At 73.2% G+C, this 21,215-nt stretch carries 22 protein-coding genes; 15 read left to right on the plus strand and 7 right to left on the minus strand.

The annotated features are described in order from the left end of the window. Positions 1–87 precede the first annotated feature (87 nt). Complete coding sequence (locus AB0411_RS05235; protein WP_366415865.1) at positions 88–1,407, plus strand: ROK family transcriptional regulator; 1,320 nt, start codon at positions 88–90, stop codon at positions 1,405–1,407. 97 nt (positions 1,408–1,504) lie between these two features. On the opposite strand, the gene AB0411_RS05240 is transcribed toward AB0411_RS05235, so the two are convergent. Together AB0411_RS05240 and AB0411_RS05245 are read right to left on the minus strand one after the other, a co-directional pair. After that, positions 1,505–3,208 (minus strand): amidohydrolase, encoded by a 1,704-nt coding sequence (locus AB0411_RS05240; protein WP_366415866.1) that lies wholly within the window; start codon positions 3,206–3,208, stop codon positions 1,505–1,507. A 107-nt stretch (positions 3,209–3,315) separates the two neighbouring features. Next, positions 3,316–4,842: an APC family permease gene (locus tag AB0411_RS05245; RefSeq protein WP_366415867.1), complete on the minus strand. Its 1,527-nt coding sequence runs from the start codon at positions 4,840–4,842 to the stop codon at positions 3,316–3,318. Positions 4,843–5,132: 290 nt separating this feature from the next. On the opposite strand from AB0411_RS05245, the gene AB0411_RS05250 reads away from it, so the two are divergent. From AB0411_RS05250 to AB0411_RS05270, 5 genes are all read left to right on the plus strand, one after another. After that, positions 5,133–5,837: a TetR/AcrR family transcriptional regulator gene (locus tag AB0411_RS05250; protein ID WP_366415868.1), complete on the plus strand. Its 705-nt coding sequence runs from the start codon at positions 5,133–5,135 to the stop codon at positions 5,835–5,837. Positions 5,838–5,883: 46 nt separating this feature from the next. Then, positions 5,884–7,134 (plus strand): PP2C family protein-serine/threonine phosphatase, encoded by a 1,251-nt coding sequence (locus AB0411_RS05255; RefSeq protein ID WP_366415869.1) that lies wholly within the window; start codon positions 5,884–5,886, stop codon positions 7,132–7,134. Positions 7,135–7,471: 337 nt separating this feature from the next. Next, the gene (locus AB0411_RS05260) at positions 7,472–7,708 is read left to right on the plus strand and encodes a DUF6400 family protein (RefSeq protein ID WP_366415870.1); all 237 of its coding nucleotides are present in this window, start codon (positions 7,472–7,474) and stop codon (positions 7,706–7,708) included. Positions 7,709–7,710: 2 nt separating this feature from the next. Next, positions 7,711–7,944, plus strand: coding sequence for a hypothetical protein (locus AB0411_RS05265; protein WP_366415871.1), 234 nt, complete (start codon positions 7,711–7,713; stop codon positions 7,942–7,944). Between the two features lie 99 nt (positions 7,945–8,043). Then, the gene (locus tag AB0411_RS05270) at positions 8,044–8,925 is read left to right on the plus strand and encodes an SCO6745 family protein (RefSeq protein ID WP_366415872.1); all 882 of its coding nucleotides are present in this window, start codon (positions 8,044–8,046) and stop codon (positions 8,923–8,925) included. A gap of 3 nt (positions 8,926–8,928) precedes the next feature. Here the strand turns inward: AB0411_RS05270 and AB0411_RS05275 are convergent, their stop codons facing one another. Next, positions 8,929–9,786 carry a hypothetical protein gene (locus AB0411_RS05275; RefSeq protein WP_366415873.1) on the minus strand — a complete coding sequence of 286 codons (858 nt, stop codon included), beginning with the start codon at positions 9,784–9,786 and terminating at the stop codon, positions 8,929–8,931. Positions 9,787–10,044: 258 nt separating this feature from the next. Here AB0411_RS05275 and AB0411_RS05280 point away from each other — a divergent pair, with 258 nt between their 5' ends. From AB0411_RS05280 to AB0411_RS05290, 3 genes are all read left to right on the plus strand, one after another. After that, positions 10,045–10,884, plus strand: a complete 840-nt coding sequence (locus AB0411_RS05280) for a hypothetical protein (protein ID WP_366415874.1) — start codon at positions 10,045–10,047, stop codon at positions 10,882–10,884. A 122-nt stretch (positions 10,885–11,006) separates the two neighbouring features. Next, complete coding sequence (locus AB0411_RS05285) at positions 11,007–11,945, plus strand: SDR family oxidoreductase (RefSeq protein WP_366415875.1); 939 nt, start codon at positions 11,007–11,009, stop codon at positions 11,943–11,945. Positions 11,946–12,158: 213 nt separating this feature from the next. Next, positions 12,159–12,551 (plus strand): hypothetical protein, encoded by a 393-nt coding sequence (locus AB0411_RS05290; protein ID WP_366416304.1) that lies wholly within the window; start codon positions 12,159–12,161, stop codon positions 12,549–12,551. 54 nt (positions 12,552–12,605) lie between these two features. Here the strand turns inward: AB0411_RS05290 and AB0411_RS05295 are convergent, their stop codons facing one another. Together AB0411_RS05295 and AB0411_RS05300 are read right to left on the minus strand one after the other, a co-directional pair. Next, positions 12,606–13,478, minus strand: coding sequence for an undecaprenyl-diphosphate phosphatase (locus AB0411_RS05295; protein WP_366415877.1), 873 nt, complete (start codon positions 13,476–13,478; stop codon positions 12,606–12,608). Between the two features lie 200 nt (positions 13,479–13,678). Next, complete coding sequence (locus AB0411_RS05300; RefSeq protein WP_366415878.1) at positions 13,679–14,380, minus strand: TVP38/TMEM64 family protein; 702 nt, start codon at positions 14,378–14,380, stop codon at positions 13,679–13,681. A 181-nt stretch (positions 14,381–14,561) separates the two neighbouring features. Here AB0411_RS05300 and AB0411_RS05305 point away from each other — a divergent pair, with 181 nt between their 5' ends. From AB0411_RS05305 to AB0411_RS05320, 4 genes are all read left to right on the plus strand, one after another. Beyond that, positions 14,562–14,717: a hypothetical protein gene (locus AB0411_RS05305; protein WP_366415879.1), complete on the plus strand. Its 156-nt coding sequence runs from the start codon at positions 14,562–14,564 to the stop codon at positions 14,715–14,717. A gap of 111 nt (positions 14,718–14,828) precedes the next feature. Beyond that, positions 14,829–16,001 carry an elongation factor Tu gene (gene tuf, locus AB0411_RS05310; protein WP_366415880.1) on the plus strand — a complete coding sequence of 391 codons (1,173 nt, stop codon included), beginning with the start codon at positions 14,829–14,831 and terminating at the stop codon, positions 15,999–16,001. A gap of 168 nt (positions 16,002–16,169) precedes the next feature. Continuing rightward, positions 16,170–17,015: a patatin-like phospholipase family protein gene (locus AB0411_RS05315; protein WP_366415881.1), complete on the plus strand. Its 846-nt coding sequence runs from the start codon at positions 16,170–16,172 to the stop codon at positions 17,013–17,015. Positions 17,016–17,082: 67 nt separating this feature from the next. Further along, positions 17,083–17,937, plus strand: coding sequence for a spermidine synthase (locus tag AB0411_RS05320; protein WP_366415882.1), 855 nt, complete (start codon positions 17,083–17,085; stop codon positions 17,935–17,937). A 42-nt stretch (positions 17,938–17,979) separates the two neighbouring features. Here the strand turns inward: AB0411_RS05320 and AB0411_RS05325 are convergent, their stop codons facing one another. Next, the gene (locus tag AB0411_RS05325) at positions 17,980–19,266 is read right to left on the minus strand and encodes an MFS transporter (RefSeq protein WP_366415883.1); all 1,287 of its coding nucleotides are present in this window, start codon (positions 19,264–19,266) and stop codon (positions 17,980–17,982) included. A gap of 275 nt (positions 19,267–19,541) precedes the next feature. Between AB0411_RS05325 and AB0411_RS05330 the strand changes: the two genes are divergently transcribed. Both AB0411_RS05330 and AB0411_RS05335 read left to right on the plus strand, forming a co-directional pair. Continuing rightward, positions 19,542–19,997 (plus strand): DUF4442 domain-containing protein, encoded by a 456-nt coding sequence (locus tag AB0411_RS05330; protein ID WP_366415884.1) that lies wholly within the window; start codon positions 19,542–19,544, stop codon positions 19,995–19,997. A 255-nt stretch (positions 19,998–20,252) separates the two neighbouring features. Beyond that, positions 20,253–20,903 (plus strand): DedA family protein, encoded by a 651-nt coding sequence (locus tag AB0411_RS05335; RefSeq protein ID WP_366415885.1) that lies wholly within the window; start codon positions 20,253–20,255, stop codon positions 20,901–20,903. A 92-nt stretch (positions 20,904–20,995) separates the two neighbouring features. On the opposite strand, the gene AB0411_RS05340 is transcribed toward AB0411_RS05335, so the two are convergent. Further along, positions 20,996–21,205, minus strand: a complete 210-nt coding sequence (locus AB0411_RS05340; protein WP_366415886.1) for a hypothetical protein — start codon at positions 21,203–21,205, stop codon at positions 20,996–20,998. Positions 21,206–21,215 lie beyond the last annotated feature (10 nt).

The following is a 21,215-nucleotide window of genomic DNA, read 5'->3' on the forward strand; positions in this document are numbered from 1 at the left end:
GCTTAACTTAGGGTGTGAGTTAAGGCCCGAGAGAAGGGTGCGTCAAGAGCGCCGACGCCGCCGGGTCGCGGGCCGGGAGGGAACCAGATGGCCGATCGTCCCCAGCGCACCGTGCGTGACCTGCGCAGAGCCAATCGCACGGCGGTTTTGGAACGGCTGTATTCCGACGGTCCCCTGAGCCGGCAGGAACTCGGCCCCGCAACGGGCCTCAGTTCAGGCTCCGTCAGCAACGTGGTCGCCGAACTCGCCGAGGACGGACTGCTGGAGGAGGCCGGCGTGGTCGAGTCCGCCGGCGGCCGGCCGCGCACCCTGCTCCGCGTCGCCCCGTCGAGCGGCCGCCTGATCGGCGTGGACATCGGCGAAACCCGCGTCCGGGTCGGACTCTTCGACGTCGCCATGGACGAACTCGCCCGCTGTGACCTTCCGTTGGCGCACCACGGCCACGAGGTGCACCTGATCGTCCGCCATGTCGCCGACGGCATCGCCGCCGTGCTGCGGGAGAGCGGTACGGCTCCCGGCCGGCTGCTCGGCGTCGGCGTCGGTGTCCCCGGCATCCTCGAACGGGGCGGGCCCGGCGGCGCCGTCGTCCACGGCCAGACCGTCGGCTGGGACGCCGTCCCGCTGGAAGGGCTGTTGCGCGACGCCGTCGGGCTGCCCGCCGCAGTGGGGTTCTTCCTGAGCAACGGCGCCAAGGCGCTGGGCCAGGCCGAGATGTGGTTCGGCGGCGGCCGGGGCGCCAAGGACGCGGTCATCGTGCTCGTCGGCTCCGGCGTCGGCGCCTGCCTCGTCACCGACGGCGTCATCGACGGCGGGGCACGCGACAGCGCGGGCGAATGGGGGCATCTGACGGTCAGCGTCCGCGGCCGGCGCTGCCGCTGCGGTGCCCGTGGCTGCCTGGAAGCCTACGCCGGGGCCGAGGCCCTGCTGCAGCGTTGGCGGGAAGCGGGCGGCCGACCGCCCGCCGGCGCCGACGAGGAGACGGCGCTCACGGCACTGATCGCGGCCGCCCACCCGCCGGACGGCAATGCGGCGGCCGACCCGGTCGCGCGCTCCGTCCTGGACGAGACCGCGGAGTACCTCGGCGCCGGCATCTCCGACCTGATCAACCTCTTCAGCCCCGAACGGGTGCTCATCGGAGGCTGGGCCGGCCTCCAGCTGGGCCCGCACCTCCTGTCCGCCGTCCGCACCTACGCCACCGCCTACTCCCTCGCGCACCCCGCGGGCCGGGTGACCATCGGCCTCGGCACGCTCGGCCCCGACGCGGTCACGGTCGGCGCGGCGACGCTGCCGCTGGCGGACTTCTTCGCCAACGGGGGGCGGCGCACCGCACCGGTCCGTACGCCGGGGGAGCGGGCGGCGGCGCCGGGCGGGCCCACGGCGCCGGCCGGGCGGCGGCGGGGCGGGTGAACAGCGGCCCGGGCCGGGCGGGGGCCCGGCCCGCCGGACGGGAAGCGTGCCGCGGCCGGCCGCTCCCGCCGACGGGCGGGCCCCCTGCGCGCTCTCCTCAGGCGTCCTCGGCCGCGTACACCCGGCTCCCCCCGACGAACGTCTGCAGGACGCGGGTCGCGGCGATCTCCTCGGCGGGCCCGTCGAAGGGGTCGCGGTCCAGGACGACCAGGTCGGCCAGCTTTCCCGGCTGGAGGGTGCCGGTGTCGTCGAGGTGGTTGGCGTAGGCGCTGCCGGCCGTGTACGCGGCGAGCGCCGAGCCCAGGTCGATCCGCTGCTCGGGGAGGAAGACCGGCGCCGAGGGCGGGCCGTCGGGCGCCCGGCGGTTGACCGCGACATGCAGCGCGGCGATCGGGTCCGGGGAGCTGACCGGCCAGTCGCTGCCCGCCGCAAGGGTGGCGCCCGAGCGCAGCAGGTCGCCGAACGGGTACTGCCACGCGGCCCGTTGGGCGCCCAGGAAGGGAATGGTCAGCTCGTCCATCTGCGGCTCGTGGGCCGCCCAGAGCGCCTGGATGTTCGCCGTCGCGCCCAGCCTGCGAAAGCGCGGGACATCGTCGGGGTGGACCACCTGGAGGTGGGCGAGGTGCGGCCGGGTGTCGCGCCATCCGTTCGTCCGCCGGGCCGCCTCGACCGCGTCCAGCGCCTCGCGTACGGCCCGGTCGCCCAGGGCGTGGAAGTGCACCTGGAAGCCTTCCGCGTCCAGCAGGGTGACGTAGGCCCGCAGCTCCTCGGGGTCGATGAACGAGATGCCGCTGTTGTCGGAGGCACAGCCGCAGGCGGTGAGGTACGGGGTGAGCATGGCGGCCGTGTGGTTCTCGGCGATGCCGTCCTGCATGATCTTGACGCTCGTCGCCCGCAGCCGTCCGCCCGTCAGCTCCTTGCGCCGGGCGACGAGTTCGGGGATCTGCTCCAGGCCACGGGACCGTTCCCACCACAGCGCCCCCGTGACCCGCGCGGTCAGCTTCCCGTCGTCCCGGACCGCCGCATACGCGGGGGCGCAGTCGGCGGTTCCGGGGCCGCGGCCCAGCATCGCGTCCTGCCAGGCGGTCACCCCGTACGCATGGAGCAGGCGCTGCGCCCTGAGCAGTCCGGCGGTCCGCTCGGCGAGCGTCGCCTCCGGGATCAGGTCGCCGACCAGCTGCATGGCACCTTCCTGCAGCATGCCGGTCGGGTGGCCCTCGGCGTCCCGCTCGATGCGGCCATCGGCCGGGTCCGGGGTGCGGGAGGTGATCCCGGCCCGTTCCAGGGCGCAGGAGTTGGCCCAGCCGCCGTGGTGGTCGCGGTTGACGAGGAACACCGGGCGGTCGGGGACGAGGGCGTCCAGGAACTCCCGGGTCGGCATGCCGCCGGGGAACGCCTCCAGGGACCAGCCGCCGCCCGTGATCCACGCCGCCTCCGGGTGCGCCGCCGCGTACGAGCTGATCAGTTCGCGGTACGCCTGGGCGGTGACGGCGGCGCTCAGATCGCACAGCGCCAACTCCAGCCCCCCGCCCACCGGATGGACATGGGCGTCCTGGAACCCGGGGACGAGCAGCTTGCCGCGCAGGTCGACGACGTCCGTGGCGGGCCCGATCAGGTCACGGACGTCCGCGTCGTGCCCGACGGCGACGATGCGGTCCCCGCGTACCGCCACCGCGCTCGCCCGGGTGCGCGCGGCGTCGACGGTGTGCACGGGACCGGAGACGAAGACGAGGTCGGCGGGGCCGTCACCGGTGGCGGCCTCCGGAGTGGGCTCGGGGGCCGAGGCGGTGCTGAGATCCATACGGGCGTCGCTCCAGATGTGTGAGGTGGGTGAGTTACGGGTCGTGTGCGTGGTGACGGAGGTGTCGAGCCGCCGCCTTCCGGGCCTGCGGCGGCGCGGGAGTGCGGTCAGCCCTCCGACGGGCTGGGGAGGGCGGCGCTCTCCGCGTCCATCGGGAGGCTGATCGCGTCGGCGTCCGTCCCCCGGCCGGTGCGGAAGTACGGGGCGCGGCGCACCCACTTGGCCCAGGCGGCGGTGGCCAGGCCCAGCGCGATGAACAGTGCGGGCAGCAGCAGCATGAACCAGCCGTTGTCGGGGCTCGCCTCGAAGTGGTCGCTCATGGTCGCGTAGTCCCAGACGAGGTAGCCGCCGAGCCCGAACAGCGTCAGCGCGCTCACCGCCGGGACGAGCACGTCGCGCAGGGCGCGCACCACGCCGCCGCGCAGGCTGTCGCGGAAGCGCACGGCGCAGGCGAGCGCGGTCAGCCCGTAGTAGAGGGCCACGGTCAGGCCGATGGAGTTGACGGCGGTCAGGATCATGTCGTTGAGCTGGGGGATACCGACCGCGAGCACGGCGAGGAGCGCGGCGAGGGCCATGACCACGAGGGTGCCCACGGCGGGGGAGCCGTAGCGGGGGTGCACCCGCTGCCACATCGGGCCCAGCGTGCGGTCGCGGGCCATCGCCAGCGTGCCGCGGGCGGTGGGGATGACGCTCGACTGGAGAGAGGCGAAGGCCGAGCACATCAGGGCGGCCAGGGGCAGGGACGCCCAGGGTTCCGGCGCCAGTGCGGAGCCGAGGAAGGTGAGGGCCTGCGGCCCGTTGTGGACGAGTTCGCCGGTGCTCATCACACGCTGGAAGGCGAGCGCACCGATGAGGAACAGCCCCAGCATCGCCGCCAGCGCGATCAGTCCGCCGCGGGCGGCGTCGGTGGAGCTGCGGGTCTCCTCGTTGACGCTGAACGCGGCGTCCCAGCCCCAGTAGAAGAACACCGCCAGCACCATCCCCTGGGCCAGCGCCTGGGGCGAGGAGATCTCGAAGGGGTTGAGCCAGGACAGCGAGAACGGCTGGTCGCCGGTGGCGAGGGCGTAGCCGCAGAAGAGCAGCAGGACCGCGTACTCGAAGACCAGCAGCCACATCTGCAGCCGGGTCGCGGACCGCACGCCCGTGATCGCGGTGATCGTGACGATGACCAGCGCGACCAGCCCGACGACGGTGCTGATGCCGGTCGAGCCCGGATCCAGCCGGAGCCCTCCTACGCTGCGCAGGCCCATCTTGTTGAGGAACTGCAGGACGACGGAGCCGGTCACCGCGCCCGTGTACGCCATGAAGATCACGTTCCCGACCAGCACCACCCACCCGGTCAGGAACCCGGGCCAGGGCCCGATGGACCGGCCCACCCAGGTGTAGCCGCTGCCGCAGTTGGGCTCGGTGCGGTTGAGCCGGGCGTACGACAGCGCGATGCCGAGGATGGGCAGGAAGGCCAGCAGCAACAGCGCGGGCGTCTGCCGCCCGGTGTACGCGGCCAGGGTGCCCATTCCGATGCCGATGCTGGTGGTCGCCGCGGTGCTCGACGCGGCGATCGCCACCCCGTCCTTCACCCCCAGCGAGCGGCGCATTCTCGCCGGGCCGGGGTCCTGCTGCACTGCGGAAGGCATGGCACTCACTCCTTGGACGGCGGGCCGGACCGTCTCGGCCGGGCCAGGGGGACGGGAGGTGCGGGGAGGGGCGGCGGGGCAGGACGGCGCGCGCCGGGACCGGGGTCGCGGACCGGCTGCGTCGTACGGAAGGGGGGTGGTGCGGGATGGGGCACCGCGGTGATCCGTGTGTGTCCGCCGATGAAACCGCCCCGTCCATCTTGTGTCAACGGTGTTGACGTAACCTCGTGGTTAACCTGACTCCGACAGGGCCCGCGGGCCGGGGCGGAGTGGAGCGGAGGGGATTCGGCGTGGCGGAGAGCGAGCGCGTCCCGGCCGAGCGCAAGCGGCGCCGGCCGACGAGTTCAGGGGTGGTCCTGTCGGCCGATCTCATCGTCGACGCCGCCTGCGAACTGATCGACGCGCAGGGGGCGCAGGCCTTCACGGTGCGCAGACTCGGCGCGGCCCTCGGCGCCGACCCGTCCGCCGTCTACCGCTACTTCCGCAACACCGAGGACCTGCTGCTCGCCTTGGCCGACCGCCTCATCGGCGAGTCCATGACCGGCTTCACGTCCACCGGCGACTGGGCCGCCGACCTGCGCGACTTCGGCCTGCGGGCCTACCGCTCCGCGCTGCGCCACCCACAGATCGCCGTGTTCAGCACCGTCCGGGTCACGGGCCGGCCGCACGAGCAGCACGCGGTCGACACGGGCATCGGCCTGCTGCTCCAGGCCGGTTTCGACGAGGCCGCCGCCGTCCGCCACTACCACGCACTCGTCGACACCGCCCTCGGCCACGCGGCCCTGGACGCCGGCGCACTGCGGCTGACCCCCGCCCAGCGCGTGGCGGACGAGCAGGCCTGGCGGAACGGGTACGCCGGTCTGCCCGCGGACGAGTTCCCCAGCCTGCACCGCGTACGGGAGCACCTTCCCGCCATGGCCGGCTCGGCCGTCGAGCCCGCCCTCGACCTGCTCATCGCGGCCCTGCGGCGGGCGGTGGAGCAGCCCGGGGCATGACGGCGGCGAACCGGGCATGTCGTACGCCCGGGTGCAAACATGAGGCATGCCCTTTGCACGGCGGACGGAGCTGCGCGGCCGACGGGAACTGAGCCGTGCCCTGGTGCTGATCCCGGTCGGGCTGATCGCGGCGGTCTGCGTGATCGACGTGCTCGCACCGCCCGACATCCACCTGGGGCCGCTGCTCGTCGCGGCGCCCGCGATCACCGCGGCCTTCGCCGGACCCCGCCCGACCGCGGCGATCGGCGCGCTGGCGGTGGCCGCCCAGGTGTTCATCGGCATCGCCCGCCAGGTGCTGTTCACCGCGAACCTGCAGGCCCAGATCGTCGCACTGGTGGTCGTCTCCGGGCTCGTCGTGCTCTTCACCGTCGTACGGGACCGCAACGAGCGACGGCTCACCCAGAGCCGCTCGGTGGCCGCGGTCGCCCAGCAGGTGCTGCTCCGGCCGCTGCCCGCGCGCAGCGGAGCCCTGGAGATCGCCTCCTTCTACCTGGCGGCCGAGGAGGAGGCGGAGATGGGCGGCGACCTGTTCGCGGCGGCGCGCACCACCAGCAGCACCCGGCTGATCATCGGCGACGTCCGCGGCAAAGGGCTGCCCGCCTACGGTCACGCCGCCCTCATCCTCGGCGCCTTCCGGGCGGCCGCCCACCGCCAGGCCACCCTGCCCCGGCTTGCCGTCCACCTCGACGGCGCCGTCCGCTGGGACAGCAGCCAGTGGTACGACGCACCGGGCGCCGGGGCCGGGGCGCAGCCGGCGGCCGGCCCGAACCCCGGCCCCGGCGCCGCCGCCCTGCCGGGCGCTGCGGTCCCCGGCTCGGCCGGCGACCCCGACAGCGAGGAGACCTTCGCGACCGTCGTGCTGCTGGACGTCCCCGACCGCTGGTCCGTGCTGCGCCTGATCAACTGCGGCCACCCGCCCCCGCTGCTGCTGCGCGACGGGCGGGCCACCCCCTTGTACGGCGCCCGGACCGCGCTCCCGATCGGCCTGGGCGGTCTGGCCGGGGACCCGGACTACGAGGTCGAGACATTCCCCTTCGAACCGGGCGACCTCCTGCTGCTCCACACGGACGGGGTGAGCGAGGCCCGCGACGACAAGGGCGCCTTCTACCCCCTGGCCGAGCGCGCCGGTGCCTGGAGCGAGGGCAGCCCGCAGCAGGTGCTGCGCCGACTGCGCGCGGATCTCCTGGCCCACACCAACGGCAGACTCGGCGACGACGCCGCCGCGGTCGCGGTGCGGCGCCTGCCCGGCGTTCCGCCGGCTTCCGCGGCCCCCGCCGATCCGGAACGGCCGGCTTAGGGCGGGGCGAGGGGGCGGGGCAGGGGCCGAGGCCCGAAGCCGGGCGCGAGTGGGGGCCGGGGTGGAGACCGGGGCCGGGCGACCTGGACGATCCGATCTCACGGGGATGAAGTACATCACGCCTTAAATTCCCGACAATCTCGGGCATATCTCAGGCCGACCGTGCCCGAAGTGCCGGATTTGAAGAACTTCGTCCCCGTGTTTGGTGTCACGCTGAGCGATCGACCGGCCCGAATCCCGTGACCCCGGCCCGGCCCCCTCCCTCTGACGCTTCCTCAGTGCCGTCCCGCTTGATAAACACGTCCGCATCATCCGCAAGTGGTACAGGACGCGCACCATGAACGACCGCAACACCTCTGACCACCAGATATTCGAGCTGGACCTCGCCGCTCACGAAGCGCAGCGGCGGGCCGAGGTCCTCGCGGCGCTGGGCGAGGGCTGGGACCCCGTCGCGGTGATGGAGGGCGAGGACGAGGCGTACCGGCTCCTCTACTCGGGCCTGGACGCGGAGCAGCAGGCCACCTACGACATGCTGGTCGCCGCCGAGGTGCTGCCGGGCCCCGGGCAGGCCTGAGCATGCGGCTGCCCCTCGATCCCACCGCCGATATCGGCCGCCGGGCCTGGGTCCCCTGCCCCGGCTGCGCGGACCACCTGGACTGCGGGACCTGCCTCGACGGCCGCACCTGCGGTGATCACTGGCGCTATCTCCTGTCGAACCAGGGCAGTGTGCTGCATCTCCAGTGCCCCAACTGCACCCACCTGTGGACCTGGGAGTCGGGCTTCGGAGCCGGCGGCCGCACCGCGGGCTGACACCGGACCGCCGCCGCGCCGACGGCCGCCCCCCGGCCGACGGCGGCCCGCGTCCTCCGGTCGGTGCGCCGGACGCCCGCCGGCGGTAGCGTGCCGTTCATGGAGCTGCACGCGCGATCGCTTTGGCTGCTGACCGAGCCGCTGCACGCGGTCTGCTACTTCGACGACGGGTGCCGGGCCCTGGGCAAGGACCTCGGCCTCAAGGGCTTCTGGATGGGGTATTTCGCCTCGCGCACGGCCCCCTTGGGTGCGGTGGAGCCCGCGGCGGCGACGGCCGTACTGGGGGTGTTCGCCCCGGGGATGGTGGCCCGTGCGCTGCCCGCGGCCTGGAGCGTCGTCAGCCCGGCGCACGCCCTCGACGAGCGCGGCAGCCGTGCGGCCCACGCGCTGCGCGAGATCGCCCCCGAGCTGGAACGCACGGCGGTCGAACTGCTGCCCCCGCTCCAGACGATCGTCGACGAGGCGCCGGCCGTCGCCCGCCCCTTGTTCGCCGCCAACCGCGCGCTGTGCGATCACGCCGACCCCGTCGAGCGCCTGTGGCAACTGGCCACGACGGTGCGGGAGTTCAGGGGGGACGCGCATCTCGCCGTGCTCGCCGACGAGGGGCTCGACGGCTGCGAGGCCCTGGTCCTGGCCGCCGCATCGGGTCGCGTCCCCCGCGACACCATGCGGCAGGACCGCGGCTGGAGCGAGGAGGAGTGGGCCGCCGCCGCGGACCGGCTGCGCGCCCGCGGGCTCGTGGACGCACGGGGCGAGGCGACCGATCACGGCCGGCAGGAGCGGGAGCGCATCGAGACGGCGACCGACCGGCTGGCCGGACGCCTGCTGCGCCCGCTGCCCGAGGCGGCGGCCGAGGAGATGCTGCACACGCTCGAACCCCTGGTCCGGCGCCTCCTGGCCGCCGACGTGCTGCCGTTCCCCAACCCGATCGGCCTGCCGCACCTCGATGACCCCGCGCCCGGCGGCGGCAACCCCCGCTGACCGCTAACCCAGGCGCTTCCCGGCCTCCTTGAGCTTCTGCTCCAGGTCCACCGTGTCGGAGGCGGGCGGCGCCTGCACCCTGACCGGCTTGTTGACGTCGAAGAACCGTATGGTCAGGTCCAGGGGCCCCTGGGCCGCCTGCGCCCGCTCACGGAACTTCACGGTGCGGTCGCCGGGACCGACCCACATGTCGAGGTGCAGCTTGCTCACCCCGAGCTGCTGGTACTGCTCCAGCACCTTCTTGCGGCGCTCGGTGTCCAGCGCGCTCTTGGGGGCCCGCTTGTCGAGCAGGTCCGCCACCTCGACCACACCGGCGTAGTGCGTTGTCCGCACCCCGTCGACGGTCTCCTCGCCGACCTTCTTGACGTCGTCGGACTGGGGGAGCAGGGACGCCTGCGCCGCCGGGTCCTGGTCGGCCTGCCGCTGCATCCCCGCGAGGCCGGCGGCTTCCTTACCCTTCATCGCGAACTTGATCCAGTGCTTGCCGTCCATCTCGGCCGCCGCTTTGCCGCCCCCGCCGAGGTACACCGCGTCCCCGACGAGCCGCACCGAGAACTCGCCCTCCTCCTTGCCCCCGGAGGCCTTCATCCGCATGTCGATGGCGCGCGGGCTGACACTGAACGCCACCTTGCCGTCGATCGTCCCCTGGCCCGGGACCTTGCCGGAGAGCTGGTACGAGACGGACTTGAGCTTGGCCCCCTTGTTCACGGCCTTCTGCACCGCGGCGACCGGCGTCGCGCGGAGGTTCCCCGACGCGGCGGTGCGGCCGCCGGAGGCGGTGCAGGCTGCCGTGCCGCACAGCACGGCACCGGTGAGCAGCGTCGCTGCGACGCGGGACGAAAAACGGGAAAAATGAGTCACGGCCCCCCCATGAGCACATGGAACGATGAAAGTGTCATCGATCATGACAGTAGCCCACGGCACCGACAATCCGCGTTGAGTAGGTACGCGAGCGCGTGACCAGGGAATATGACATCCCGATCAGGTCGGGGGTGATCGGGGGCGGTGCACCGGGGTGATTGTCATCTGGTGGTTCGATGGGTGCTTTGGAGTGCTTTGCTGAATCAGATCGGGACACCTCTGCCCAAGAGCCGTTGAGTGGGTATGGATCCTAGAGAGTTGTGGGACCGCAACGCCGTGCTGGCAGAAGCGTTTTGTCTGGGCGATGAGCGGGTGCGCGAGGCGCAGGCCAGACTGGACGAGGCGCAGGCGGACCGGTCAAGGGTTTTGGCGGCATTTGCGGTGACGGTGGGCAGTACCGGCGCGGTGGCCGGGCTGTTCGGCTTGAACGAGCGGGAAGTGCGGATCGCCCGGCGTACGGTCGGCAAGGAGGATGCCCGCGCCGTCGCCGACGAGCTGCTGGCGACCGCCACTCCCGCCGCCGCGCCGCCGCGTGAGCCGGAGGAAGCCGCGCCGGCGCCCGATCCCGCCGCCGATTACTCTCACCAGAATCCCCCTGCCGGAACCCGCGCCACCGGCCTGCCCCGTGAGGGAGTCGGCGCGACGGCGGAACAGAGCTGGTCCCCGGCCATGGACGCGGTTCTCATCGGCAGTTGGCAGACCGGGGTGGATCTGCGCGAACTCGCCACCGAATTCGGGCTCGACCTCACCCGCCTGGTCACCCGCGCCCAACAACTCTCGGCGCAGGGGCGGTTCTACCCCGGCCCTGCGGAAACCCATGCGGGACGGCACCGGCGCGGCCCCGGCGAGGTGCACGAGTCCGAATACAGCATCCCCGCACAGCAGACGGCTGCCTGGAACGCGACCGCGCACGCGGGGCACCCGATGGCGTCCGGCTGGCACACCGGAACGATGCCGTCCGCGGAGCCCGTCCCGGACATGGCCGCCCTGGCCTCGGAATGGGACAACGCTCTCGCTCCCTGGGGAACGCTCGCGCCCTCCCACGAGGATGCCGCACCGGCCCATCAGCCCTGGGCCCAATATCACCTCAGTTCCTGACGCCACACACTCACTTGCGATCCGTACGAACCCGCCCCGCGGCCCTCACCGGTCCTGCCGGGGCGACGCTTCCCCGCCGGAACTCCTGAGCGGGGACGAGGGAAAGGGAGCAGCCCGGGGCCATGGCGACGGACGAGACGAGGGGCGGTGCGCTCGACGGGAAGGTCGCGCTGGTGGCCGGTGCCACGCGGGGCGCCGGGCGCGCGATCGCGGTGGAACTCGCCCGCGCCGGAGCCGTCGTGTACGCCACCGGACGCAGCAGCCGCACGGCGGGCCGCTCGGAGATCAACCGGCCCGAGACGATCGAGCAGACCGGTGAACTGATCACCGGGGCCGGGGGCACCGGCACGGCCCTGCGGGTGGACCACCTCGACGGCGATCAGGTCCGCGCCCTCGTCCAGCGCATCGACCACGACCACGGCCGCCTCGACATCCTCGTCAACGACATCTTCGGCGGCGACACCTACGCCCAGTTCGGCACCACCCTCTGGGAGCACGACCTCCCCGGCGGGCTGCGGATGCTGCGCATGGGCATCGACACCCATGCGATCACCAGCCACCACGCGCTGCCGCTGCTCATCCGCCGCCCCGGCGGACTGGTGATCGAGATGACCGACGGCACCGCGGAGTACAACGCCGCCTACCGCCATCACGAGGGCTTCTACTACGACCTGGTCAAGGCCGCCGTAGCGCGGATGACGCTGGCCCAGAGCCAGGAACTCGCCCCGCACCGGGGCTACGCCGTCGCCGTGACGCCCGGCTGGCTGCGCTCGGAGAAGATGCTGGAGGCCTTCGGCGTGACCGAGGACAACTGGCGCGAGGCGACCGCCGCCGTGCCGCACTTCTGCATCGCCGAGTCCCCGACCTATGTCGCCCGGGCGGTGGTCGCCCTCGCCGCCGACCCGGACGTCGCGCGTTGGACGGGCACGGTCGTCTCCAGCGGCCAACTCGCCCCCCTCTACGGGTTCACCGACACCGACGGCACCCGACCCGACTGCTGGCGCTACGTCGTCGAGGTCCAGGACCGGGGGCTCCCGGCGGATGACACCGGTTACCGCTGACGGCGGTCACTTCGGTTCCGGCGGGGCACACGCTCAGCGGCCGACGGCGCGTGAAGGCCCGGTTCTCGCACGGACCGGCTCTCGTAAGGCTGTCACCACCGGGCGGAGCGTAGCGCTCCGTGATCTTGCCGCTACTTGCCGGATCCGTTCGGGTCCGCGACAGTGTGCGGAGTGATGCAGTCGGCCGGCACAGGCAGTCAAGGGGGGCTCGTGATGTACGCACACCGGGAGAGGGTTCGGGCGGTGGCAGCCGCGCGGCGGCGATCGGCGACGGTCGCGGCCGCGCTCGCCGCGGTCAGCGCGGTGGGGCTGGCGACCGCGGCGCCGGCGAGCGCCGAGGTCAAGTCCACGTGCGGCACCTACATCTGCGTGGCCACCGCCTATCAGGGGCGCGACTACGTCCAGGACATCACCGTCACGACGAAGGACGGACTGCCGGGGACGTTGCGCGCCTTCGTGGGCGACTACCGGAACAGCAAGGCCGGGGTGTCGCGGTGGCGGTTCGTCGTCAACCGCGAAATCAGGGCCTATCCGCGCTTGGCCGTCTGCGGTGGTCTGGATCGCAGCGGCAGGGTCATCGAGAACCACTGCGTACTGATCCCCTGACCACCTCGGCTTCGCCGCCGGCGGCTGCCTTCCCCGAGGGGTGAAGGTGCCTGCTCAGCCCGCCGTTTCGCCCGCATGCGGTGCCAGGGTTCCCGCTGCCACCAGGGCGAACAGGGCTATGCCCAGGAGGATGCGGTAGACGACGAAGGGCATGAAGGACTTCTGGGAGATGAACTTCATGAACCATGCGATGACGGCGTAGCCGACGACGAAGGCGATGAGGGTGGCGAAGACGGTGGGGCCCCAGGCGACATGGCCCTCGCCCGCGTCCTTGAGTTCGAAGACGCCGGAGGCCAGTACGGCCGGAATGGCGAGCAGGAAGGAGTAGCGGGCGGCGGATTCGCGGGTGTAACCCATCAGCAGGCCGCCGCTGATGGTGGCGCCGGAGCGCGAGACACCGGGAATGAGCGCCATGGCCTGGCAGACGCCGTACACCAGACCGTCCTTGACGCTGAGGTCCGTGAGGCTCTTGCGCTGCTTGGCGGCCCGGTGCCGGCCGCCGGTCTCGTCGCGGGCGGCCAGCCGGTCGGCGATGCCGAGGACCACACCCATGACGATCAAGGTGGTGGCGATCAGCCGCAGATCGCGGAACGGCCCCTCGATGGCGTCCTTGAGCGTGATGCCCAGCACGCCGATCGGGATCGAGCCGACGATCACCAGCCAGCCCATCTGGGCGTCGTGATCGTGCCGCAGCTCCCGGTTGGCGAGGGAGCGGGCCCACGTCGAGATGATCCGCCCGATGTCCTTGCGGAAGTAGATGATGACGGCCGCTTCGGTGCCGATCTGGGTGATGGCGGTGAACGCCGCACCGGGGTCGTGCCAGCCGGCGAACGCCGCGGTCAGCCGGAGATGCGCACTGGAGGAGATCGGGAGGAACTCGGTCAGCCCTTGGACGAGTCCGAGGACGAAGGATTCAAACCAAGACATGGAAACTACGCAATCCAAGGGTGGTCAAGCGCTGACCTGCGCAAGAGGGGAGAAAACGGACGGTGGCGGCGGATGCGGATCATCGCCGACAGGGGGCAGCGTAACGTTCGAAGGTGTACGGACGGCCAAAGGGTCCGTGCTCGGCTACCACGCTCGCCCGGCTCGTTCCTGCCCTCGCCCGACGCGGCCCCGAACCGCTGTCAGCGTCCGCGCAGCGCCTTGCGCTTGCACCACGCCACCACCAGCGCCCCCAGCGCGCTGACCGCGATGAAGCCCATGGCCAGGAGGAACACCGGTGAGGTGGGCGTCGAGGCCCGGGCGCCGGCCACGGCGTAGGCCGCGGTGTTCGGGATGCTGCCGAGGGCCGTCGCGGCGAGGTAGGGGGACCAGCCCATGCGGGAGAGAGCGGCGCAGTAGTTCATGGCGCAGAACGGCAGACCGGGCAGGAGCCGGATCACCACCATCGACCGGAAGCCGTGCTCGCTCAACTGCCGGTCGGCGGCCGCAAGCCAGCGGGCGCGCAGCAACGGGCGCAGGGCGTCCTGCCCGAGCAGCCGGCCGAGCCCGAACGTCAGCGCGGCGCCCAGCATCGTGCCGGCGAGCGCCGTGGCCAGCCCGGCCTGGCTGCCGAAGAGAGCGCCCGCCGCCAGATTGAGGACCGGGCGCGGAACGAAGAAGGCGGTGCACGCTCCGTACGCCAGCGCGAAGACCACCAGGGCGATGGGGCCGGACACCTGGGCGGGCCGGGCGTCGGTCAGCAGATGCTGCGGCTGCCACCACAGCGTCACGGCCGCGCCGCAGGCCAGCAGGGCCAGCAACAGGCCCAGCCGGGAGCGGGGAGCGAGCAGGACGCGCGAGCAGCGGGCGGCGGCGCCGGCGGGCGCCGCGGCGGGCGGGAGCATTCAGGGAGCGTAACCGACCGGGGTGCCGGGGAGCCGCAAGGCTGCGCACATGGCTCGTGCCCGTGCGGGCACCACGACGGCAGCCGGTGCCAAGCTCAGGAACGTGCGCCCGACGGAGCCCCGGACAAGGCGCCGGATAATTCAGTCGACGCCGCGGCGGGCGCCCGGCACCATAAGGCGCATGTTCCGGTACGCCTTCCTCCCGCTCCCGTCCGCAGTCGCGGACGAGCCGAAGGCTGCCGTCGATCTCCTCGCGGCCCTCGCCGCCTGCGTTCCCGCAGACGCCGCCGCGGTCGCCGTCCCGGCCGCCGCAGTGGCCGACGGCGCACGAAGCTGACCCTCTCCGGATCGTCCGGCGGACCCCGCAGGGGGAGGGTCGGCCGGGCTCAGGGGTCCCCACGGCGCCAAGTCGCCGTTCTCACCGCACTGTTGCGAGGAAGAAAACCACATGCCCAAGACGGCATACGTGCGCACCAAGCCGCACCTGAACATCGGCACCATGGGCCACGTCGACCACGGCAAGACCACCCTCACCGCGGCCATCACCAAGGTCCTCAGCGACCGGGGGAGCGGGGCGTTCGTGCCCTTCGACCGGATCGACCGGGCCCCGGAGGAGGCCGCCCGCGGCATCACCATCAACATCTCGCACGTCGAGTACGAGACCGGTACCCGGCACTACGCGCACGTCGACATGCCCGGCCACGCCGACTTCATCAAGAACATGGTGACCGGCGCGGCGCAGCTCGACGGCGCGATCCTCGTCGTCTCGGCCCTCGACGGGATCATGCCGCAGACCGCCGAACATGTGCTGCTCGCCAAGCAGGTGGGCGTCCGGCACATCGTCGTGGCCCTCAACAAGGCCGACGCCGGCGACCCGGAGCTCACCGACCTGGTGGAGCTGGAGGTGCGCGAGTTGCTGGGCGCGCACGGATACGACGGGGAGCACGTACCCGTCGTACGGGTCTCGGGGCTGCGCGCCCTGGAGGGCGACCCGCTCTGGACGGGGGCGATCGACGCGCTGCTGGACGCCGTCGACACCTATGTCCCGATGCCCGAGCGGTATGTCGACGCGCCCTTCCTGCTCCCGGTGGAGAACGTGCTGACCATCACCGGTCGCGGCACGGTCGTCACCGGAGCCGTCGAGCGCGGCACGGTGCGGGTCGGCGACCGGGTCGCGGTGCTCGGCGCGGAGGTGGAGACGACGGTCACCGGGCTGGAGACGTTCGGCAAGCCCATGGAGTCCGCCGAGGCCGGTGACAACGTGGCGCTGCTGCTGCGGGGCCTGCACCGCGACCAGGTGCGCCGCGGGCATGTGGTCGCCGCGCCGGGCAGTGTCACACCGCGGCGCCGCTTCACCGCCGAGGTGTATGTGCTCTCCACCGAGGAGGGCGGCCGCCGTACGCCGCTGTCCACCGGCTACCGGCCGCAGTTCTACATCCGCACCGCGGACGTGGTCGGCGACCTCGACCTCGGCGAGCGGGGCGTTGCCCGGCCCGGCGAGACGGTGACGGTGTCGGTCGAACTGGGCCGGGACGTGCCGCTGGAGCGGGGCCTGGGCTTCGCCATCCGGGAGGGCGGCCGCACCGTCGGCGCGGGCACGGTCCGCACCGTCGAGGAGTAGAAACCGCGGGCCGTCGCGGCTGCGTGCGGTACCTCTCGGGGTGCCGCACGCAGCCGCCCGCTGTCGCGGCGGGCGCGCGGGTGCGAGACTGCTCGCCCGGATGGACGGGTACGAGGCCCCGACCGCCCCGCGACGGCGGGCGGTCGGCCGGACACGGAAGGAGGCCCGATGGCGGGCACGGCACTGGTCCTGGGCGGCGGGGGCCTCACCGGCATCGGCTGGGAGATCGGGGTACTCGCCGGTCTCGCCGAGGCGGGCCTCGACCTCGCCGACGCCGATGTCGTCATCGGCACCTCCGCCGGGTCGATCGTCGGCGCCCACCTCACCTCCCGGCACCACACCGTGGAGGAGCTGTACGAGCACCAGCTCGCCGCGCCCGGGAAGAGCCGCTCGGCCGCCCGTATGGGCCCGGCCGCGCTGGCCCGTTTCGCGGCCATCGCGTTGCGTTCCCGGGACACGGCCTCCTTCGGGGCACGGATGGGGAAGCTGGCGCTCGGGGCCCGTACCGTCACCGAGGCGGAACAGCGCACGGTGCTCGCCCGGACCCTGAACCTGACGGACTGGCCGGCCCGCCGCCTGCTGATCACTGCGGTGGATGCCGCGACGGGGGAGCGGACCGCCTTCGACGACACCAGCGGGGTGCGGCTGCTGGACGCGGTGGGCGCGAGCTGCGCGGTCCCCGGCATCTATCCGCCGGTCACCATCGACGGCACCCGGTGGATCGACGGCGGCGTGCACTCCAGCGCCAACGCCGACCTGGCCGCCGGATACGGCCGGGTGGTGGTCGTCGCGCCGATGGCGGCCAGTGGCGGGCCGATCGCCGGTCCGCGGGCGCAGGGGGAGCAACTGGCCCGCCGGGGCGCCCGGGTGTGCGTGCTCACCCCCGACCGCGCGGCCCGCTCGGCGTTCGGCCGCAACGTCCTGGACCCCGCCAAGCGCGCGGACGCGGCCCGGGCGGGGCGCCGCCAGGCGGCAGCCCACGTGGCGCGGATCCGGCAGGTCTGGTCGGACTGACCGGACCGGCCGACGGGCCCGGTGCGGCCGGGGCCGGGCCCCGCGGCCGCACCGGCACAATGGGACGGTGGACGAAGCACCCGAGCCGATACCCGTCACCCGGACCGTGGACTGCGGCACCGCCAAGCTGTTGCCGGACGTCGACCGGCCGCGCGCCTGGCTGCTCACGGTGGACGGCGCACCCCAGTCGTACGTGGACCTCGACGTGCCCACCCATCTCGAATTCGAGTATGTGCGCCGGCTGGCCCACGTCCTGGACGAGGTCGCCGCCCCGGGGCGGCCGCTCGACGCGCTGCACCTGGGCGGCGGGGCACTGACCCTGCCGCGCTATCTCGCCGCGCTGCGCCCGCACTCCCGGCAGGACGTCGTCGAGGCCGACCGCGGACTGCTCGCGCTGGTGGCGGAACATCTGCCGCTGCCCGGCGACTGCGGGATCACGGTGCACGCCGAGGACGCCCGGACGGCCCTGGAGGCGGCGCCGGAGGGCAGCGCCGACGTCATCGTGGCGGACGTCTTCGGCGGCTCGCGGGTGCCGGCGCACCTCACCTCGGTCGAGTACGCGCGGGCCGCGGCCCGGGTGCTGCGGCCGGACGGCTGCTACGCCGCGAACCTCGCGGACGGCGCCCCGTTCGGCTTCCTGCGCGGCCAACTCGCCAACTTCGCCGCCGTCTTCGAGCACCTCGCGCTGATCGCCGAGCCCTCGGTGCTGCGCGGCCGCCGGTTCGGCAATGCCGTGCTGCTCGCCTCGCGCGCACCGCTCCCGATCGCCGCACTGGCCCGGCGGACGGCCGGTGACGCGTTCCCGGCCCGCGTCGAGCACGGTGCGGCGCTGCGGCGGCTGATCGCGGACGCGGTCCCGGTACGCGATGCCGAGGCGGTGGCGTCCCCCATGCCACCCGACGGCGCGTTCAGCGTCGGCTGAGCACGGCCCGCCGCGGCTGCGCACCGGGGCCGCGGCGACCGGTCATTCCGCCTCCGCGGTGCGCGGTTCCCCCGCCCCGGCCGGGCGGGGGAGGGCCCCTGCGGCCGCGGGCTCCGGACTCGCACGCCGGGTCAGCCGCCGCACATCGGGCACGCACAGCACCGACGCCGTCAGCAGCACGATCACGGCGGAGCAGCCCCACAGCGCGGCCGGCCGGCCGATGAGGTCCTGTACGGGGCCGGCCAGCGCGGTGGCGAGCGGGACCATGGCCAGGGACCCGAGCCAGTCGTAGGACGAGACCCGGGAGAACTTCTCCTCGGGGATCTCCTGGTGCAGCGCCATCATCCACATCACCGCGAAGACCTCGACCGCGACCCCGGTGCCGAACATGATCGCGCCGAGTCCGGTCGCGGGCAGGGGCACGGCGAGCGCGGCGGACGGGAGCGCGAGCGGGAAGACGCACAGCGAACCGGTGAGCAGCAGACGGTGCGGTCTGACCCTGGTCATCATGAGGGCGCCGGCCACCGTGCCCGCTCCGAAGGCGGCCAGTGCCAGTCCCCAGGGCCCGGGGCCGCCCAGGTGCTGCTCGGCGACCAGCGGCCCGTAGACCGCCTCGGCGGCCGACACCACCGCGTTGACGAGGGAGAACTGCACCACCACCGCCCACAGCCACGGCCGGGAGACGACCTCGCGCCAGCCGTCCCGCAGATCGTGCAGCACACCGCCGCCGGGGGCCCGCGCGGCCACCTCGCCGACGTCGAGGAACGTGCGCAGCAGGCCCGCGACGGCGAAGGAGGCGGAATCGACGGCCAGCACCCAACCGGGGCCGACCGCGGCGACCAGGGCGCCGCCGAGCGCCGTTCCGCCGATGTTCGCGCCGTTCATGCCCATGCGGAACACCGCGAAGGCGCGCCCCGCCTGGTCGCCGGAGACGCTGGCGAGCACCATGCCCTCGGCGGCCGGCGCGAAGAACGCCTGTCCCGTGCCGCCGAGGGCCGCCAGCACCGCCATCTGCCACAGCCGCGGCTCACCGGTCAGGACGAGCAGCGCGAACAGGCCCTGGGAGACGCAGCTCAGGGCGTTCGCGGCGACCATCACACGGTGCCGGGGCAGCCGGTCGGCGACCGCGCCGCCGAGCAGCAGGAAGAGGACCAGCGCGACCGTCCGCGCGGTCGCCACCAGGCCGACGTCGGTCGCGGAGCCGCCGGCCGCGAGCACCGCGAAGGCGGTGGCGATCAGCGCGCCGGAGCTGCCGAGGTTCGCGATGACCGTGGCGCTCGTGAGCAGCAGGTAGTTGCGCCCCGCCCATACGGGGCGGGCGCCTACCAAGAGGGCACCGGCACGGAGGGTGCCGCGGGGAAGCGCGCCCGGTCCGGGGCGCCCGCCGCCCGGCGCACGAGGTGCGCGGGGGCCCGCACCCCTCCGTCTTCGCTGTGCTGTTGTCCTGGCCGCATGGGCGCCAACGATAGGCAAGGCGCTGCGTGGGCCGCACACGGATATCCCCGCAGGGCGCTGCCGTGGGGCCGCGGTGTCCGAGACGGTCCCGGCGGCCGGAGCGCGCCCGCCCCTTCACACCTAAGCTACCGCTAGGTAACATGACGCCCATGTCCTCCGAGACCCTGCCGTCGATCGGCGAAATGATGGCGGCCTCCGTGCCGATGGCCCGCACCCTGAACCTCGAGTTCGCCGAGACCACCGCCGAGCGCGCCGTGGTCCGCATGCCCGACCAGGCCGACTTCCACAACCACGTCGGCGGACCGCACGCCGGCGCGATGTTCACCCTCGCCGAGTCGGCGAGCGGCGCCATCGTGATGGCGGCCTTCGGCGATCAGCTCGGCCGGGCGGTGCCGCTGGCCGTGCGCGCCGAGATCGGCTACAAGAAGCTCGCCATGGGACCGGTCACCGCCACCGCGGAGCTGGGCCGGCCGGTGGCCGACGTCGTCGCCGAGCTCGACGCCGGCGAGCGCCCGGAGTTCCCCGTGAACATCGCCATCACCCGCGAGGACGGCGCGGTCACCGGCGAGATGAGCATCGTGTGGACCCTGCGCCCCAACAAGTGAGCTGATTCACAGCGGGGTTTCCCCGGCCCGTCGTGCCCCGCACGGCGGGCCGTCGCCGTTTCCGAGGGGCCGCTCGGCACCCGGGCCGGGCCGCGGGGACAGGTGTTGCGCACCGTCCGCGGATCCGGCCCTCCGCCGGCGCCATCGAGTACGCTTCCCGGGCGTGCCGAGGCGCGCCAGGGGATCGACCGGCACCGTTGTCATGGCTGCCGGCGCACGGCCCACGGGGGCCCTACACCAGCGGAGGAAGCGGCGTTGCACATCCAGGAGTGGCTCGAGACCGTACCGGCCGTGAGCGTCTACCTCCTGGTGGGGGTGGTCATCGGACTGGAGAGCGTGGGCATTCCGCTGCCCGGCGAGATCGTCCTCGTCAGCGCGGCGATCCTCGCGGCGACCCAGGACCACATCAATCCGTTCGTGCTGGGTGCCTGCGCGTCCGCGGGCGCGATCTTCGGTGACTCCATCGGGTACCTGATCGGACGCAAGGGGGGCCAGCCCCTGCTGCAGTGGGCGGGCCGGAAGTTCCCCAAGCACTTCGGCCCGGACCATGTCGCCATGGCCGAGGCGAAGTTCGACAAGTGGGGCATGTGGGCGGTCTTCTTCGGCCGCTTCGTCGCGCTGCTGCGCATCTTCGCGGGACCGCTCGCCGGCGTGCTGAAGATGCCGTACTGGAAGTTCCTGATCGCCAACGTCCTCGGCGGCATCGTCTGGGCCGGCGGCACCACCGCGCTGATCTACAGCGTGGGCATCGTCGCCGAGTCGTGGCTCAAGCGCTTCTCCTGGCTCGGACTGGTCGCCGCCCTGCTCTTCGGCGTCGGGTCCTTCCTCCTCATGAAGTACCGCGCGAAGAAGGCCGCCGCCGCGCGCGAGGCGGCGGAGACGCCGGTCACCGTGACCGTCGACTGACCCTCGCCGAGCCGCCACGCGGTCCGTACGGCAGTCCGCGGCTCACCCGGCACAACTCAGGTGACGCCGCGGTCCCGTTGGCGGCCCGTACGTCAGGTCATCAGCCAGACATCGGGCCCGCCGTCGCGCCATTCGAAGACCCCGGTGTCGTCCCAGACGAAATTCGCGGTGCCGAAACCGGCCCGGCGCAGTATCGCGGCCACATCACCGGGCCGCAGCGCCCGGCCCAGATCCTGTCCGTTGAGCGACACACGGCGACCGCCGGTACAGGGCGGATGCACGATCACGGGGGCACGCTTCATGCCTCCCAGC

This window comes from Streptomyces angustmyceticus, assembly GCF_040701845.1.
GTDB lineage: Bacteria > Actinomycetota > Actinomycetes > Streptomycetales > Streptomycetaceae > Streptomyces > Streptomyces angustmyceticus_A.

Bases quoted from the DNA above. Each gene is read 5' to 3' on its own strand.
- AB0411_RS05235 (WP_366415865.1), top strand. From the start codon at position 88: ATGGCCGATCGTCCCCAGCGCACCGTGCGTGACCTGCGCAGAGCCAAT.
- AB0411_RS05240 (WP_366415866.1), bottom strand. From the start codon at position 3,208: ATGGATCTCAGCACCGCCTCGGCCCCCGAGCCCACTCCGGAGGCCGCC.
- AB0411_RS05245 (WP_366415867.1), bottom strand. From the start codon at position 4,842: ATGCCTTCCGCAGTGCAGCAGGACCCCGGCCCGGCGAGAATGCGCCGC.
- AB0411_RS05255 (WP_366415869.1), top strand. From the start codon at position 5,884: ATGCCCTTTGCACGGCGGACGGAGCTGCGCGGCCGACGGGAACTGAGC.
- AB0411_RS05260 (WP_366415870.1), top strand. From the start codon at position 7,472: ATGAACGACCGCAACACCTCTGACCACCAGATATTCGAGCTGGACCTC.
- AB0411_RS05265 (WP_366415871.1), top strand. From the start codon at position 7,711: ATGCGGCTGCCCCTCGATCCCACCGCCGATATCGGCCGCCGGGCCTGG.
- AB0411_RS05270 (WP_366415872.1), top strand. From the start codon at position 8,044: ATGGAGCTGCACGCGCGATCGCTTTGGCTGCTGACCGAGCCGCTGCAC.
- AB0411_RS05285 (WP_366415875.1), top strand. From the start codon at position 11,007: ATGGCGACGGACGAGACGAGGGGCGGTGCGCTCGACGGGAAGGTCGCG.
- AB0411_RS05290 (WP_366416304.1), top strand. From the start codon at position 12,159: ATGTACGCACACCGGGAGAGGGTTCGGGCGGTGGCAGCCGCGCGGCGG.
- AB0411_RS05295 (WP_366415877.1), bottom strand. From the start codon at position 13,478: ATGTCTTGGTTTGAATCCTTCGTCCTCGGACTCGTCCAAGGGCTGACC.
- AB0411_RS05300 (WP_366415878.1), bottom strand. From the start codon at position 14,380: ATGCTCCCGCCCGCCGCGGCGCCCGCCGGCGCCGCCGCCCGCTGCTCG.
- AB0411_RS05305 (WP_366415879.1), top strand. From the start codon at position 14,562: ATGTTCCGGTACGCCTTCCTCCCGCTCCCGTCCGCAGTCGCGGACGAG.
- tuf (WP_366415880.1), top strand. From the start codon at position 14,829: ATGCCCAAGACGGCATACGTGCGCACCAAGCCGCACCTGAACATCGGC.
- AB0411_RS05315 (WP_366415881.1), top strand. From the start codon at position 16,170: ATGGCGGGCACGGCACTGGTCCTGGGCGGCGGGGGCCTCACCGGCATC.
- AB0411_RS05330 (WP_366415884.1), top strand. From the start codon at position 19,542: ATGTCCTCCGAGACCCTGCCGTCGATCGGCGAAATGATGGCGGCCTCC.
- AB0411_RS05340 (WP_366415886.1), bottom strand. From the start codon at position 21,205: ATGAAGCGTGCCCCCGTGATCGTGCATCCGCCCTGTACCGGCGGTCGC.